The organism is Pseudomonas folii, from assembly GCF_014357575.1.
GTDB classification, from domain to species: domain Bacteria; phylum Pseudomonadota; class Gammaproteobacteria; order Pseudomonadales; family Pseudomonadaceae; genus Aquipseudomonas; species Aquipseudomonas folii.
Genome location: NZ_JACONW010000001.1, coordinates 1 through 13,926, shown reverse-complemented (window position 1 = coordinate 13,926; position 13,926 = coordinate 1). Strand labels below are relative to the sequence as shown.

Here is a 13,926-nt window from a genome sequence, read left to right as displayed (position 1 = left end):
ATGCACACAGGATCGTTGCAAAGCCCGTAGTCAGTAGTGAGCCAAGCACGCTCTTCATTTTCATGAATAGCAATGACGGTGACTAACATGGACACAACGTCGCAAAATCCGGCCGGCTCCACTGACCAGAACAACGACCCGCCGCAGGATCATCTGCACAACCTGCAAGAAGATGCATTGGCAGCCGTTGCCAGCGCCAAAGAGCATGGCTCGGCTCAGTTCGAGCAGTATCGCGACACCGCCGTAGACCAGATTGAAAACCTCGCCCACAGCGCACAATCGGCTGCCGAACAAATGGAGGGCGGTGACACGCTGGGGCTGTCTCATTACGTCACCGACCTCGCTCAGAACATGACCACGCTGGCCGGTAATCTGCGCGGCAAAAGCATTGATGAACTTCTGCAACAGGCGGGCAAACTGGCTCGGGATAATCCGGCCCTGTTTGTCACCGGCAGCGTGGCGCTGGGCTTTGGTCTGTCACGATTCCTCAAGGCATCGAATCCAGATCAGCGTCCAGCTGAAGCCAAGACACCCAATCCGGTTCAGCCGTCCACCGAGTCACCTGGTATACGCCCCGTAAGGCCAGATGATGAATTGGGTAGCAATTACCAGTCAGCGTCGAGCCCGATTGTTGAGGCAGACCATGTCCCTCCCGTCACCCATGCGCACATGGGCGATGTTTATCACAGCGGCAGGCCCGGCATCGTCGACCGCAGTACGACGCCTGATGCGACAGGCTCATCGGTACCGGGCGGGCCGGGAACTCTGTTCGATAGCGACTTGCCTGCTGATGCGCAACATAAAGAAGGCCTGTCACGAGGAGATGTGTCATGAGCATGTCTCCCAATACACCGCCGGAAGGCGATACTTCAGCGTTGGGCCTGATTCGCCAGTTGGCGCATGAAGTTCCGGCCTTGCTCAGCAAGGAACTGGCACTGGCCAAAGCGGAAGCCAGAGAGTCCATCGCAGCCGCAAAAGCCGGCGTCGCAGCCGTAAGTGGCGGCGCAGTGGTCATGCTGGCTGGATTGGTCATTGTGCTGCTGGCGGCGGTTTATGCGTTGGCCAATATCATGCAGCCATGGCTTGCCGCCTTGATCGTCGGGGGGATCGCCATGGTCATCGGCTTCATCATGATCCAGTCCGGCAAAAAACAATTCGATGCGTCAAATCTGACACCAGAGCGCACCGTCAGCTCCCTGCAAAAAGACAAGGACGCTATCCAGAGGAAAGTCTCATGAGCATCGACAGCACTTTCGACACACCGGAAAGCTTCGACAACGATTCGTACAAAAGCCCGGAAACCCTGGAGCGGGAAATCGACGCACAGCGTTCCAGCATCGGCAACATCGTAGATGCACTGGAGGGCAAATTCTCTCCCGGCCAATTGCTGGACCAGGCGTTGAGCTATGGCAAAGGAACCGGCGGTGAGTTTTTCAGTAATCTGGGTAATACGGTGAAGACCAATCCACTGCCAACGGTACTGACCTCGGTCGGGCTGTTGTGGTTGATGATGGGGCAAAATCGCAGCCCATCGCCGTCTACCGCTTCCTCAAGCCCAAACCCTCTGGGCGAGCGAATCAGCGACATGGCTCACAGCTTGACGGACACGTTTGGCAGCGCCAAATCCAGAATCGAGGAAACCGCGCAACGCATGAAAGAAAAATCCGGGCAGGTATCTGACGACGTCAGTGAAAAACTCTCCGCCACCGGGGAGCGCTTGAACAAAGGCAGCCACGACGCTACTGACTCCCTGCATCAACAAACCCGCAAAGTGCAATCAAGCCTCACTTATATGCTGCGAGAACAGCCGTTGGCGCTGGCCGCTATCGGTATAGCGCTAGGCGCGGCCCTGGGTGCGGCACTCCCTTCGACCGAGCGGGAAAACCAGATGATGGGCCAGGCCAGCGACACCCTGACGGAGAAGGTCAAACAGACCGCCACCGAAGGCTACGAAAAGGTCGCGCAGGAAGCGAAAGGCGTGGTCGATGAGGTGAAATCAGCGGCGCCTGGCAGCACGGCTCAGCAGGGTACGACGGTGGATATGTCTTCCGGGCTGGGTTAGTCAACACTTGCATCGCCTGTATCGCGGGCAAGCCCGCGGTACAAGCTTCTTGGTCTCACTCTGGAGACTCAACCCGCTGAACAATCCTGTCCTTGATCAGCAGCCTTTTTTCCTTGAGTTTTTTCAACTCGTCATCACCAATCCCCCCTGCAGGGCCAGACTCCGCAGCCAAGACCTCGCTATCAATCCGGGCATAATCATCCAGCAAGTGATTGAGCTTGCTATCCGCCTTCCGGCGCTCGGCCACTTGCTCACAAGTAAGCTTCAGATCCGCGTATAAATCGTGCTTGACCGGCATGGAACACCTCTCTGACTGCAATGACTCATTGGCGAACGTTCGCCCTTTCTACTTCAACGCTATGCCTGCTCACGCAAGCGGCGTACTTCGTAAGCCTTCAAATGGGTATACGCAAAACCCAGAACAGATGACGTCGACGTCGGCCCCTGAGCATCCCGGCGCAGCAGTAGATCACCCAATACATGCTCTGCCTCTATCGATGCGCCCCGCTCCATATCGCGTAACATCGACGCGCTCAGCTTCGATCCAGGGGCGGTCAACATCCTCAAGTAACGCTGACGAACCGCCTCATCCAACGGGTGGCCCTGCTCCGCAGCGATGCTGCAACACTCTGCAAACAGCTTCACCACCAGCGGCAACCCCTGCGCCTCAAGAACATCCCCCAGGCTGGCGCGCATTGCGCACGTGATTCCGGCGAGGGTTGCGATGAAACACCATTTGTCCCACATGTCCTGAACAATGTGCTGGCTGAAATTCGCTTCGAAACCCGCATCAGCCAAGGCTTCGGCAACTCGTAAAATACGAGGCGTCGATGCGCCATTGAGCTCACCGAACGACAACTGATGCCGGTCATTGAGATGCAGAATGGTGCCCAGGGTGCTGCGATCCACGGAAATCAGACACTGACCGCCCAACACATTGGTGCTGTCGAACCGCTCCGTAAGACGGGTCAGATGCGCCATGCCATTCAGCAATGGCAGGATCGCAGTGTCAGGCCCAACCGCCGCCGCAAACGCGTCCATGGCAGAGTCCAGATCATAGGCTTTACAGCTCAGAACAATCAGATCATAAGGACCGTCGAGCATGTTACTCAGCACGCACGGCGGTGACGGGTACAGAATATTGCCTTGGGGGCTACGGATAATCAGGCCATCGCGTTGCAACTCATCGGCCCGGCCCGGACGCACGAGGAATGAAACGTCACGCCCCGCTTCCAGGAGTCGCCCACCAAAATAACCACCAATGGCTCCCGCCCCAACGATCAAAATGCGCATTGATATCGACCTCCCGTGACGCTATCGCACGCCGACAACCAGACTCACCCCGGCGGACTCACAGCGCGGTTAAACGTTGAGCGTAGAAGATGTTCTTGCCTGCCTCAATGCGTTGTTCAGCTCGGTGAGTTACAAATGGCAGGTTTTTAGTTGCAGGAGAACCCCGAAACTCGAGGCACCGCGCTGTCTCGCGGCAAACACGGACCTGTTGGAGCGACTAGGCGGCAGTCAACTCTACAACCCGACCAGCCCCGGAAACAAAAATGGCAGGCCCTCCTCCAACCGTTCCGTCAGGCTGCGGTTAGGATTTACCGCTTCCGGGGTGGAGTGGTGCAGACGGGTCATAAGCGCATCGATTACTGCGTTGGACGCGTCGTTATGAAACTGCCAGACCCCATATATCCGCCCATCGAACGAAGGCTCACTGCCCAGGCGCTCATCTGCGGCAAGTCCAGCGCCGATGCCGAACAGATGCAGACCCTGCAGGCGCTGGCCCGAAACATCCAGCGGACAGCCCGATAGATCCGAGTCAACGCCGCCCTTTACCTGGCGCAAGGTAATCGGCGCGCCGTCCGAATGGCTGAGAACCGGCAGGCGTGGTTGATACCCCGTACATTGCACCACCACACTGGACTCCAGCAGCGCTTGGGCGGCCTGCTCATATTCCCCCGCACCTCCGCCCTGAATCTGAAAGGTGTGGGCCTGCACTCCGGTTTTCCCGACCCTGCCGCGGGCCAGCACCTCACGCCCGACGTCCAGCGCCCGATAACGTAACCCGCTGGAACGATTGACCCGTCCTGATACCGGACAGACATCGCGCACGGGATGGAAAGCGTAACCGGCGGCCAACGCCAGTTCAGGGCTCTCATAAAACAGGCGGATGGCGGACCGATGTACCAGCGTGAGCTCTTTGAGACCGGCGAACTCCAGCGCATCGGCGAGGTTTTCAAGCATGGAAAAAGCACTGTGGGAACCGCCCACCACAGTAATCCTGCCCGAGTCCGCCAAAGCCGGGGCGAATGCTTCACGCAACTGCACGGCGTTCATGCGCAGTAGACGGTCAGAACTCATGATGGTGGTCGACTCACGCAGCAGCAAACCTTCAGCAGCCAGTCCTTCACGCAGGTACTCAGGATCCTGCCGACCGCCGAAGTTAAGCACCAGCGTTCGGCTGCGAATGCGGCGGGTACGTCCCTCGTTCTCGACCCAGACCACATACTCGTCACCGTCCTTGATCACTTCGGTAACAGTCGTACTGTGCCAAAGCGTGACGCCATAACGCTGGACGATAAAGTCCAGCATCAGCTTCGAGGCTTCGGCCAGCAACTCACCGATGTCGGACAGCTGCGGTGCGCTATGGGCCTGACGACGGATACGCCAATAGATCGGCGAGTGCTCCAGCGGACCGAATACGTCAATCAGCGCAGGGTCGCGCAGACAGTCAAGGAAGACGTCCCCCACCGAATTGGCCGTGATTCGATAATCACCGAGACTCCCCGGCCCAGGGGCGGCACTGGAATCGACGATGATCAATCCCTCACGAGCAAGGTCCGGCAACGTTCCGTTTTTCAACGCATTAAACAGCAGCCCCATACCCGCAGGCCCTGCCCCCGCTATAACGCAACCGCAGATAGTTTCCAGATAGTCTCCAAGCATGGTGAGGCTCCTTCAAGTGATAGAGACGTAAACGCGATGCAACCAGGACTGAGTCCAGCAATCGAGCAGGCGAGAGCCCGTTATTGGCAGAGGAATATCTCAGGCACACAACTGCAGACCCCGAGCTGAATAGCCGGGGCTGGGATTTCTTATCGGGTGCAGAAATCTGGCGGAAGGCGTGATCGATATCGAAGGGCCACGCTACCGCAGAGGATTTACACGGGGTGGAGAAAGAGAGGCTATTGGCAAGGAATGGACGCAGGGATACACGTCCTGAAGGTGGAGGAGATAATTTCAAACATCCGGCAAAGTGTCAATTTCACGGCAAACCTTTACACCCAGCTATTTTTTATATAACTGACTGATTAATAAACTAATTATTTTTTGACGACATTAAACAGCTCTTTCACAAGCCACCTATGAATTTTTACACTCGTTTGACCCGGTCGATTCATGGAAATCCGGCCTGCCGAAGCCTGATCTCCAGCCCCGGCGCGCTGACCGGTAAACGTCCGATCAGCGGCGTGCTCCGCCTGTCTTCAAGGGAGAACTATCTGAAAGCGCGGGAATCAATGTCACAGGACGTAAAAAAAGCTTAATGGGTGCAGAGGCCGCAGACATGAACGTTGCAAAAAACAATCGCTCGAGTATCGCTGAAATCGACTATTCCCGTGAAACCCTGTTCGGCCCGATCCCCATGCAGGCTACCTGCAGGGTAAGGCTGACCACAGTTGAACAGAATGGCCAGAGCTTGCGGGAGCTGACAATTCTGGGCGAAGTTCCAGACTATCTGCTCAAATCTGCAGCCATCCGGGTAGCTCTGGAAGGAAGAATTGAGGCGGGCCCGATACGGGATTGCTGCGAAGTGAACAGTAATAGTGAAGAACCGTTCAAGTTACTGTTCGAAAATGAACATCGTCGGGCGATACATTAAGTTATCGTACAACTTGGATATTCATGCATTGAAGTTGGCATAAGGATATATGCCAATAAGCGCCAGGCTATTAACACGTTGCAAAACATTACATCGTGTAACGCCACGAGACTCAACGTTCATGCCTACCAATGAACAGCCGACTCCCGCGCCGATCGGGTTGATGGGTATGTCCATCGTTTAACCGATACAACCCCACACATGCGAAAGCCGCCTATCGAGTCCCCTGAGGGTCTACCATGGCGGCTTTATCAGACGTTTTTTTCAGTTCAATCAAACAGCAATGCGGGCCTTGCCGTGGTGGTGCCGGGTATGTGCAAGGTCGTAGCGCAGCTCTGCTACCAGTTCGGATATATCACGGGTGGTGTTGAGGCGATCCAGGGAAATCCCGGTCACCAGCAATTCAACCTTTTCCGAATTAGGATCAATGATCTGCACGGTCATGGAATCCGGGGATACGCTACACGTGCAGCGCAGGGGTAAAAACGCACTCTCGATGATGCTTCTCAACTCGAGTGTGGAAAGTCTGTAGGCGATCATGTCCTTCTCCTTGTTAAATCGCGCGTGGCTGAATTCCTGCCACGATGGACACAGTGATACATCAATGTTTATTTTTGATTGCCGCCAAACAAACGTCGCCATTTAATTGAAGGCATGTTTACTTATACGCTTTGCACCACGTTGAAGCAACGGGCATTTCTGCGCCCTTTTTCAATCCTGTTCATGGACGCTTATATAAACAACCAGAAGAAACGGTTCACTTAACAATATTCATCACTTTGTTTACATGATTGGTATCAATAAAGTGCCAAAACAGTCCCTCGATACCCTCCCGCCAGCCGCTTTTTGGCGACTGACGGTCAGTGTCAGGCTTCAGTCGTCATGACGGGGCAGTCGCAGATGAATCAATGCCACTCGTCCACCCTGCTTGTCCCGGCGCTCATCGATGGCGTAGGGCCGGAACCCCAGCTTCGGATAGAACAACAGACCCGGCACATTATGGTTGTAGCACGATGCTGTCATTTCGCTAGCCTCATGCTTGTCGAATGCCAATTCCATCATGCAGCCGATCAGGTAACGCCCTACCCCGCGCGAACGCGCTTTAGGAGCAATAATCACATTGCCCAGCGAACAGCGTCCGCGAAAATCGCTACGAGCGAAATTGGCGTATCCCACGACCTCGCCATCCATTTCGATGACCGTCGAATCGGAATGATTGTGCAACGCATCCAGCAACTGCGGAGGCGTCAGCGGCCAGATAGCGCGGGGGAACATGTAAAACAGCTCGTCGACATTCTGCGGCAGTGCACAGATGGCAGGGATGTCTTTTTCTTCCAGTGGGCGGTTCAAGAACATTGGGCAGAGACCTCTTGAAGATGGAAATAACAAGCGTGTGAACACTATATGCGAACTATCGCTCCGTGCACGTCTGCCCATGACAAAAATCCGGCACTGCTCGATCCGTTTTGGTCATTTATCCCGTTGTTATGCTTTTAAAGGATGTGCGATTTGAAATGTCCTGTAGGAGCTGCCGAACGCTGCGAAGCGTTTACCCTGACACACCGACATCGCAGCCTTCGGCAGCTTCTACAGATCATTGATTGGGTGCGGGATAACGTTCTATAAGAACCAGAAAGATCGCTTATATAGAAAGCATTAGCCAGTCGATGCCGTTAATAGCCGTGTTCAAGAAAGTAGCGCAACGCTTTGATGCACCACTAAATCCCCACTCATGCAGAACGCCTGTAACAAATAGCGCATCCTTGCAGAATGCATGATTCAAAAATCTTTAAATAACTTAAACCATTGAATTATATGAAATTTAATTAAATGCCTTTCTGGCATAACCACTGCAACGCTTTAAGGGACGCTGTAACAAAATCCTTCACGGAGCAGAAAAATAATGATTTCATCCCCCGACACTTTCAACTCTGCCGCGCAAGAATCGACAAACCACTCAGGTGTTTCCTGGGGGGCGATCTTTGCGGGTGCCGCTGGCGCCGCTGCGCTTTCCTTAATTCTCATACTACTGGGCTTCGGCTTGGGTTTCTCGGCAGTATCGCCATGGGCCAACGAAGGCATCAGCGCCAAGGGCGTTGGTATTTCGACGGTCATCTGGCTGGCGTTTACCCAAATCATTGCTTCCGGTCTGGGCGGCTATATCGCTGGCCGTCTCCGCGTGAAGTGGGCAAATCTGCACGGCGATGAAGTGTATTTCCGCGACACAGCCCATGGTTTCCTGTCCTGGGCCGTGGCAACGCTGGTCGCTGCAACACTCATCGCCAGTTCGGTCAGCAGCATTATTGGCGGCGGCGTTCAAGCCGGTGCCAGTGTGGCGTCCGGTGCTGCGGGTGCAGTGACTCAAGTAGCAGGCAGCGCGGCGAGCAATAGCAACGCCGGCAGCCAGGATTACGGCTACTACATCGACAGCCTGTTCCGTGATGATCGCCCTGCTGCTGTGAGTGATGACGCTGCCCATGGCGTAGTCCTGCGCATCTTCAGCCGCACGCTGAGCAATGACGGTCAGATCAGCCCTGAAGACCGTACCTATCTGGCCCAGATGATTGCCCAACGCACCAACCTTAGCCAGGCAGATGCCGAACGTCGCGTTGATCAGGTTTATGGTCAGGCTCGCAAGGCCGTAGAAGACGCCAAAGTAGCTGCTAAAGAAGCGGCCGACACCGCTGCGAAAGTCGCCGCGATGACTGCACTGTGGACCTTCGTCTCGCTGCTGTGCGGTGCCTTCTTCGCCAGCTTCGCTGCCATTTATGGCGGTCGTCGTCGCGACGCAGTGACTTACCTCGACGAACGTCCCGCTACAACAACGGCTCTTTAAGCCAAGGAGAACGACTATGCCTTCCATCCTTCTATGGTTACTCGGTGTCCCAATCCCGGTCATCATCCTGATTGCGATCCTGATGTAACGGATCGGGTCCAGGCCGCCTCCCCTTACGGGCAGGCGGCTTTTTTATGGGCGTCGTTCAGCGCCTGCGCAGGAATGGCAACCCGACCAGTGTCAGCGCCACACCCACTATTGCACCGGTACTCAAAGGATTGCCGAATTGCAGCCAGGCCCAGACCATCGTCGCGGGAGGGGTCAGAAACAACGCGCCACTGACGCTTTGCATGTTGAATCGCTTCAGGCACAGCCAGTAGAAGCCATAGCCACCGAGGGTTGAGCAGACCACCAGCCATAGCACGGCGCCGCCGAATCCAGTGGACAGCACCGGAGTAATCCCACCCTCAAGGATCGACAATATAGCGAAGACCGGCAACGCCGCGCAGATCTGTATGAACAATGAAGTCATGGCAGGCACCGTGACGGGCGATGTCTTCTTTTGATCTGTCTTTTTTTGATAGATGGTTGCCGCCGTCAACGACAGGACGGCCAGCGCCGGCAAACCGTAGGCCCACAGTGGCGCGTCGGACAGCTCGACACTCGCCGCACTGGCAATCAGCATGCCGGCGATGCACAACGCCACCCCAAGCCATTGCCAGCCACGAGTACGCTGTCCGGGGACGAGCCCCGCCGACAGTACAATGCTCAGTGGCAGCAAATTGGCGATCAGCGAACTGGTGCCCGGCGCCACGCCTAATTCAATAGACAAGGCAATCGCCGCGATGAAACCGGCGATAGCCAACAGCCCTACCAGCATCTGTTGGCGCACGATGGCCCAAGTCAGTTCACGCAACGAGCCCAATACCCACGGAAACAGCAACAGCGCCGCCAGTACGAATCGCCAGAACGTCACCAACATCACCCCGCTGTGCTCCGAGGCATAGCGATAGCCGATGAATCCCGAACTCCAGCTCAGCACCATGGCGGCCAACAGCACACCGCTTATCCATCTGGATCCGGAGACCGATGGGGTCCTTGACATGCTGGCCTCATCAACGATTTCAACCGTCTGCCCATTCATTGAACATCCCCTATTGCGCTGAATGAGTGTGATGTTAAGAATGGGGGCGTACTTCAATCAAACGAAATGATCAGCATCACTGATGCAGGATTTATAAATCATGCAAAGCACGTTGGATATTGATCTTCTGCGTACCTTTCAAGCCGTCGTGCGTTTCGAGCAGTTCCTCGCCGCGGCGACTTTTCTCAATCGCAGTCCTTCGGCGGTAAGCCTGCATATTCGCCGCCTGGAAGAGATCGCCGGTGGCCGCTTGCTGGAAAGGGATAACCAGACCGTCAACCTGACCTCGCTGGGCCGTCGGTTTGCCTTGCAAAGCGCCGAGCTACTCCATGTCCATGATCGACTGCTGGCCGGTTTCGCGAGCCCGACGATCAGCGGTCGAGTGCGACTGGGCATTTCCGAAGAATATGCAGCGGCCCTGTTACACAGCACGCTGAGCCCGTTGACCAGTGGCTACCCGCAGATAGAACTGGAAGTTGAAACCGCGTCCAGCGGTCGGCTCAACGAACAACTGCAGCGTGGCCAACTGGATCTGGCGCTGGTGGTGGTACCGGTGCATGCCGTGAGCGCTGATCGGCCATTGCACACCTTTGGCACCACCGAGCCCGTCTGGGTGGCCGCTCCGGGCTATCAACTGGCCCCTGACAAGCCAGCCCCGCTGGCCCTGCACGGCGAGGGCTGCCCTTACCGGAACGTCGCGGTCAATGCCCTGAATGAAATTGGCAGAGCCTGGCGTACGGTGGTGATGTCGGCGAGCTCCAGTGCTCTGGAGACGGCTATTTGCGCTGGAATGGCAATCGGCATCATTGACCGCGGGCGGGTCAGTGCGCAGATGCGCATTCTCGGTCGGGATGAAGGCTTGCCCCCCCTTCCGCTGCACGAACGGCAACTGGTCAAAGCTCCAGGAGTTTCAAGCGCCGTCTGCGACATCATGGTCGGCCTGATCGACGATCACTTCCGTCCATGAAACCCGACCGGCTGCGCCCGCAATATTCTGTAACCGATCTATCAATCGGTATCATGACAACGTCGTTACAGTCAGCCTTTCGCTTGAAAAGTCGGGGGAAGTAATCCATGGCCATGTTTTCTCTGGCTCGCATTCGGGCGCGCTGGCTTACCTGGACCTGCATGCTGATGTTCATCATCGGTTTGCCGGTGGGTTGCTCCGTCCTGCAACACACCGAGCGCGAACTGGTTTTCCGCATCGAACCCGGCACCGCCAGCTGGTACAGCGGGTTACCGGCCAATGTGCAGGAGCTGGAACTCAAAGCTCCGCAATTCGGCCTGTCGCAAAGCATTCACGGCTGGTGGTGGCCTGCCAATCGCAAAGATGCGCCGGCCGTTCTTTACTTGCACGGATCACGCTGGAACCTGACCGGCCAACTGTTTCGTATTGAAGAATTGCACGCTCTGGGTTTCTCGGTGCTGGCAATCGACTACCGGGGTTTCGGCGAAAGCCGTGGCCCGCTGCCGTCAGAAAGCACCGTCTACGAAGATGCCCGCATCGCCTGGGAGCGCCTCAAGCTGCTGCAACCGGATGCCAGTCGTCGCCTGATTTACGGCCATTCGCTGGGCGGTGCAGTCGCCGTGGATCTGGCTGCCGAACTCGGTCGCGATACTCAGGATGGCACGCAACCCGCGCAGGCTCGCGGGCTGATCATTGAGTCGACCTTCACCACCCTGGCCGACGTCGCCACCGCGGTGGCGACTAACTACACCTCACTGCCAGTGCGCTGGTTGCTGTCGCAGAAATTCGACTCCGTCGACAAGATCGCCGACATTCATATGCCCGTGTTGATCGTGCATGGCATGGACGACCGCTATGTGCCGCCGCGCTTTAGCGAGGAATTGTTTGCCGCTGCGCAGGAACCGAAGAAACTATTGCTGGTGCCGGGCGGTACTCATAACAACAGCATGCGAGTGGGCCGACAGGCATACAGCCAGGCTATTCAGGCATTGCTCAAGTCCAGTGTTGCCCCTGCGAACGCAGCGACGTCGGAAAATAGAACGCAGCAAGAGCAGCCTGCTCAAGCCAGCAATTTGCGCAGCAGTAACGCATCGTGAACGGCGTGCCCGCTGGCGGTGTTGTCGAAGATGCACCAGGTTTCCAGGCCAGCGTCGGCGGCGGTCTTTAATTTCACCGCCAGCTCCTGCAAACAGGCCGGTTCATAGGCGCTGTGATAGATGCGCGGCGAACCGTGGAGTCGCCAATACTGAACACCCGGCCAGCCGCCCGGCGCATTCGCACCGACAATGGGTGATGGGTCCGCCGCCACCTGGCCGACATGAAAATCCCTGAGCAGCAACCTGGCATCCTGCCAACTGGCATGGCGGGGCTCTATCACCAGGCTGCCTTCATAGCCTTTGCGCAGGGCCTCAAAGAAGGCCGTTGCGGTTGTCGGGTCATAAGTCAGCGAGGGCGGCAATTGCACGAGAATACAACCCAGCTTGTCCTTCAAATGCAGGCACTGAGTCAGGAACTGCTCAAGCAGATGCTCACAGCCCTGAAGACGATGCTCGTGGGTGATGGATTTGGGCATTTTCACTGAAAACCGAAAACCGGCAGGCACGCTTTCAGCCCAGCGCTGCCAGGTTTGCGGGCGGTGCGGACGGTAAAAGGAGCTGTTGATCTCGACGGCAGATAGCGACGTGGCGTAGCGCTGCAAGTGCGTGCCCTCTGCGCCGAATTCGGACCAGTGCTCGCGGGGCAAACTCCAGCCCGCGCAACCGACCTGAATCAATACAACACCTCGCCCGCTTCGCGCATGAATATTTCGACGGTCTTTGGCCCTACTCCGTCGAACTCACCAAGACGCTTTTCGAATCCGGCGCGACTGTCACTGCAGCCATGGATTTCGCCCATCTTTCCGGCATATTCCTCAATGAGTTTTTTGCTCAGCGCCGTCAAACGTGTCGCGGTAGTTTCGTCATAACGAACGTAGTGCGCCTCACCGAGCATCGCGACCAACTGCCGATGTGACTGACTGGCCAGTTTGCGCGGCGAGTCGCAACCATGCTGATCGACGATGACCCGATAAGCCTGCGCCGCGACATCAGCCTGAATGCGCTTGCCCATCAGGAAGCTGGCGATAAACCATTTGAACAGGGCGACTTCACCACCGCTCTTCAAGTCGATCGCCAGGTCATGGGCCGTGATGACTTTACTCGCCACGGTACGTATCAGCTTGGCGTATCAGAAGCATCAACCCCAGCTACATCGGGATCATCGGGCTCGACTTCGTTGATATCGGCCTTACGCACATCATTGTCAGAAGTGGACCTTCCATCCGACTCGCTCGGGCTGGGATTCGGTCCCGGAGTCTGGGCGGCCTGGCTGTCTACAGGGTTTGTACTCATGATATTCCTCGCAAGGTCTTTTAATGAATGACCCGATTTGGAAACGAGACCCGCTCACGAGTTCGGTTTATTGGATGATTGGTCCTGGCCTGATGAACCTTAGCCACGCTGAACCGCGATGCACTTGATCTCAAGCAGCAGCCCCGGAACAGCAAGCTCAGATACACCGATGGCGGTCCAGGCGCACAAACCACGGGGAAACAGACGCTCTTTGACGTCACGAAATACGGCCATGTGCTCGCTCATCGACACGTGATAAGTGGTCATCTCCACGACGTCCTCAAAGCTGCAATCGCCTTCGGCAAGCACAGTGCGCAGGTTTTCCCAGCAGGCAATGAACTGCTGCTCAGGATCGGAAATAACCTCGAGATCCGGCGTGCGCCCGATCTGCCCGGCACAGTACAGCGTGCCTTGAACCTTCACTGCCGGAACGTAACCTGCGCGCTCGACGATATTGCCCATGGAAGGTGGAACAATGATTTCGCGGTCTGGCATGGGGTTACCTGTGGAGAGTTTTGCTGAGAAAGAGGGATTATACGGGTCAGGGTAATCACCAGGCAGCGCGCAGTACAAACAGAACGTTGTGGGAGCAGAGCTTGCTCGCGATGAACGATTAGCCAATTGCCTGATACACCGAGGTGCCTGAATCACGGGCACGCACGGCTCCCACTTCAATCACTGATGACGTGGGACCGGCTTCAGCC

General features: G+C 56.4%; 17 protein-coding genes. 7 read left to right on the top strand and 10 right to left on the bottom strand.

Translation table 11 applies throughout. From position 1 onward, the window contains the following. The first annotated feature begins 87 nt into the window (after positions 1-87). From H8S59_RS00085 to H8S59_RS00075, 3 genes are read left to right on the top strand one after another with little or no spacing between them, the layout of a single operon-like run. On the top strand, positions 88-834 hold the full coding sequence (locus H8S59_RS00085) for a hypothetical protein (protein WP_187520018.1): 747 nt from the start codon (positions 88-90) through the stop codon (positions 832-834). Next, positions 831-1,238, top strand: coding sequence for a phage holin family protein (locus H8S59_RS00080; protein ID WP_187520017.1), 408 nt, complete (start codon positions 831-833; stop codon positions 1,236-1,238). The genes H8S59_RS00085 and H8S59_RS00080 overlap by 4 nt, the downstream gene beginning before the upstream one ends. Further along, positions 1,235-2,062, top strand: a complete 828-nt coding sequence (locus H8S59_RS00075) for a DUF3618 domain-containing protein (protein WP_187520016.1) — start codon at positions 1,235-1,237, stop codon at positions 2,060-2,062. Before H8S59_RS00080 ends, H8S59_RS00075 begins: the two co-directional genes overlap by 4 nt. Positions 2,063-2,117: 55 nt before the next feature. On the opposite strand, the gene H8S59_RS00070 is transcribed toward H8S59_RS00075, so the two are convergent. From H8S59_RS00070 to H8S59_RS00060, 3 genes are all read right to left on the bottom strand, one after another. Next, positions 2,118-2,360 carry a DUF465 domain-containing protein gene (locus H8S59_RS00070; RefSeq protein WP_095095355.1) on the bottom strand — a complete coding sequence of 81 codons (243 nt, stop codon included), beginning with the start codon at positions 2,358-2,360 and terminating at the stop codon, positions 2,118-2,120. A gap of 59 nt (positions 2,361-2,419) precedes the next feature. Then, entirely contained in the window at positions 2,420-3,355 is a 936-nt protein-coding gene (locus H8S59_RS00065) for a ketopantoate reductase family protein (protein ID WP_187520015.1), read from the bottom strand. Positions 3,356-3,589: 234 nt separating this feature from the next. Further along, positions 3,590-5,011, bottom strand: a complete 1,422-nt coding sequence (locus H8S59_RS00060; RefSeq protein WP_187520014.1) for a pyridine nucleotide-disulfide oxidoreductase — start codon at positions 5,009-5,011, stop codon at positions 3,590-3,592. Positions 5,012-5,630: 619 nt separating this feature from the next. Here H8S59_RS00060 and H8S59_RS00055 point away from each other — a divergent pair. After that, on the top strand, positions 5,631-5,945 hold the full coding sequence (locus H8S59_RS00055) for a hypothetical protein (protein WP_187520013.1): 315 nt from the start codon (positions 5,631-5,633) through the stop codon (positions 5,943-5,945). A 273-nt stretch (positions 5,946-6,218) separates the two neighbouring features. Here the strand turns inward: H8S59_RS00055 and H8S59_RS00050 are convergent, their stop codons facing one another. Both H8S59_RS00050 and H8S59_RS00045 read right to left on the bottom strand, forming a co-directional pair. Further along, complete coding sequence (locus H8S59_RS00050; protein ID WP_095095345.1) at positions 6,219-6,485, bottom strand: DUF1652 domain-containing protein; 267 nt, start codon at positions 6,483-6,485, stop codon at positions 6,219-6,221. Between the two features lie 333 nt (positions 6,486-6,818). Further along, on the bottom strand, positions 6,819-7,301 hold the full coding sequence (locus tag H8S59_RS00045) for a GNAT family N-acetyltransferase (protein ID WP_095095342.1): 483 nt from the start codon (positions 7,299-7,301) through the stop codon (positions 6,819-6,821). Positions 7,302-7,848: 547 nt separating this feature from the next. Between H8S59_RS00045 and H8S59_RS00040 the strand changes: the two genes are divergently transcribed. Next, positions 7,849-8,781, top strand: a complete 933-nt coding sequence (locus tag H8S59_RS00040; protein ID WP_187520012.1) for a hypothetical protein — start codon at positions 7,849-7,851, stop codon at positions 8,779-8,781. Between the two features lie 145 nt (positions 8,782-8,926). On the opposite strand, the gene H8S59_RS00035 is transcribed toward H8S59_RS00040, so the two are convergent. Next, entirely contained in the window at positions 8,927-9,826 is a 900-nt protein-coding gene (locus H8S59_RS00035; protein ID WP_187520011.1) for a DMT family transporter, read from the bottom strand. A gap of 139 nt (positions 9,827-9,965) precedes the next feature. Here H8S59_RS00035 and H8S59_RS00030 point away from each other — a divergent pair, with 139 nt between their 5' ends. Further along, complete coding sequence (locus tag H8S59_RS00030; RefSeq protein WP_187520010.1) at positions 9,966-10,832, top strand: LysR substrate-binding domain-containing protein; 867 nt, start codon at positions 9,966-9,968, stop codon at positions 10,830-10,832. A 107-nt stretch (positions 10,833-10,939) separates the two neighbouring features. Continuing rightward, positions 10,940-11,929, top strand: a complete 990-nt coding sequence (locus H8S59_RS00025; protein ID WP_176469877.1) for an alpha/beta hydrolase — start codon at positions 10,940-10,942, stop codon at positions 11,927-11,929. On the opposite strand, the gene H8S59_RS00020 is transcribed toward H8S59_RS00025, so the two are convergent. From H8S59_RS00020 to H8S59_RS00005, 4 genes are all read right to left on the bottom strand, one after another. Then, entirely contained in the window at positions 11,893-12,603 is a 711-nt protein-coding gene (locus H8S59_RS00020; protein WP_187520081.1) for a DUF72 domain-containing protein, read from the bottom strand. The two genes, H8S59_RS00025 and H8S59_RS00020, sit on opposite strands and share 37 nt — an antisense overlap. Continuing rightward, positions 12,603-13,037, bottom strand: a complete 435-nt coding sequence (locus tag H8S59_RS00015) for an HhH-GDP family DNA glycosylase (protein WP_343073023.1) — start codon at positions 13,035-13,037, stop codon at positions 12,603-12,605. Before H8S59_RS00015 ends, H8S59_RS00020 begins: the two co-directional genes overlap by 1 nt. A gap of 8 nt (positions 13,038-13,045) precedes the next feature. Further along, positions 13,046-13,222: a hypothetical protein gene (locus tag H8S59_RS00010; protein WP_176469876.1), complete on the bottom strand. Its 177-nt coding sequence runs from the start codon at positions 13,220-13,222 to the stop codon at positions 13,046-13,048. A 99-nt stretch (positions 13,223-13,321) separates the two neighbouring features. Continuing rightward, complete coding sequence (locus H8S59_RS00005; protein ID WP_187520009.1) at positions 13,322-13,717, bottom strand: RidA family protein; 396 nt, start codon at positions 13,715-13,717, stop codon at positions 13,322-13,324. Positions 13,718-13,926: the final 209 nt, after the last annotated feature.

What these genes read in the sequence shown, in the direction of transcription:
- H8S59_RS00085 (WP_187520018.1), top strand. Translation starts at nt 88, where the DNA reads ATGGACACAACGTCGCAAAATCCGGCCGGCTCCACTGACCAGAACAAC.
- H8S59_RS00080 (WP_187520017.1), top strand. Translation starts at nt 831, where the DNA reads ATGAGCATGTCTCCCAATACACCGCCGGAAGGCGATACTTCAGCGTTG.
- H8S59_RS00075 (WP_187520016.1), top strand. Translation starts at nt 1,235, where the DNA reads ATGAGCATCGACAGCACTTTCGACACACCGGAAAGCTTCGACAACGAT.
- H8S59_RS00070 (WP_095095355.1), bottom strand. Translation starts at nt 2,360, where the DNA reads ATGCCGGTCAAGCACGATTTATACGCGGATCTGAAGCTTACTTGTGAG.
- H8S59_RS00065 (WP_187520015.1), bottom strand. Translation starts at nt 3,355, where the DNA reads ATGCGCATTTTGATCGTTGGGGCGGGAGCCATTGGTGGTTATTTTGGT.
- H8S59_RS00060 (WP_187520014.1), bottom strand. Translation starts at nt 5,011, where the DNA reads ATGCTTGGAGACTATCTGGAAACTATCTGCGGTTGCGTTATAGCGGGG.
- H8S59_RS00055 (WP_187520013.1), top strand. Translation starts at nt 5,631, where the DNA reads ATGAACGTTGCAAAAAACAATCGCTCGAGTATCGCTGAAATCGACTAT.
- H8S59_RS00050 (WP_095095345.1), bottom strand. Translation starts at nt 6,485, where the DNA reads ATGATCGCCTACAGACTTTCCACACTCGAGTTGAGAAGCATCATCGAG.
- H8S59_RS00045 (WP_095095342.1), bottom strand. Translation starts at nt 7,301, where the DNA reads ATGTTCTTGAACCGCCCACTGGAAGAAAAAGACATCCCTGCCATCTGT.
- H8S59_RS00040 (WP_187520012.1), top strand. Translation starts at nt 7,849, where the DNA reads ATGATTTCATCCCCCGACACTTTCAACTCTGCCGCGCAAGAATCGACA.
- H8S59_RS00035 (WP_187520011.1), bottom strand. Translation starts at nt 9,826, where the DNA reads ATGTCAAGGACCCCATCGGTCTCCGGATCCAGATGGATAAGCGGTGTG.
- H8S59_RS00030 (WP_187520010.1), top strand. Translation starts at nt 9,966, where the DNA reads ATGCAAAGCACGTTGGATATTGATCTTCTGCGTACCTTTCAAGCCGTC.
- H8S59_RS00025 (WP_176469877.1), top strand. Translation starts at nt 10,940, where the DNA reads ATGGCCATGTTTTCTCTGGCTCGCATTCGGGCGCGCTGGCTTACCTGG.
- H8S59_RS00010 (WP_176469876.1), bottom strand. Translation starts at nt 13,222, where the DNA reads ATGAGTACAAACCCTGTAGACAGCCAGGCCGCCCAGACTCCGGGACCG.
- H8S59_RS00005 (WP_187520009.1), bottom strand. Translation starts at nt 13,717, where the DNA reads ATGCCAGACCGCGAAATCATTGTTCCACCTTCCATGGGCAATATCGTC.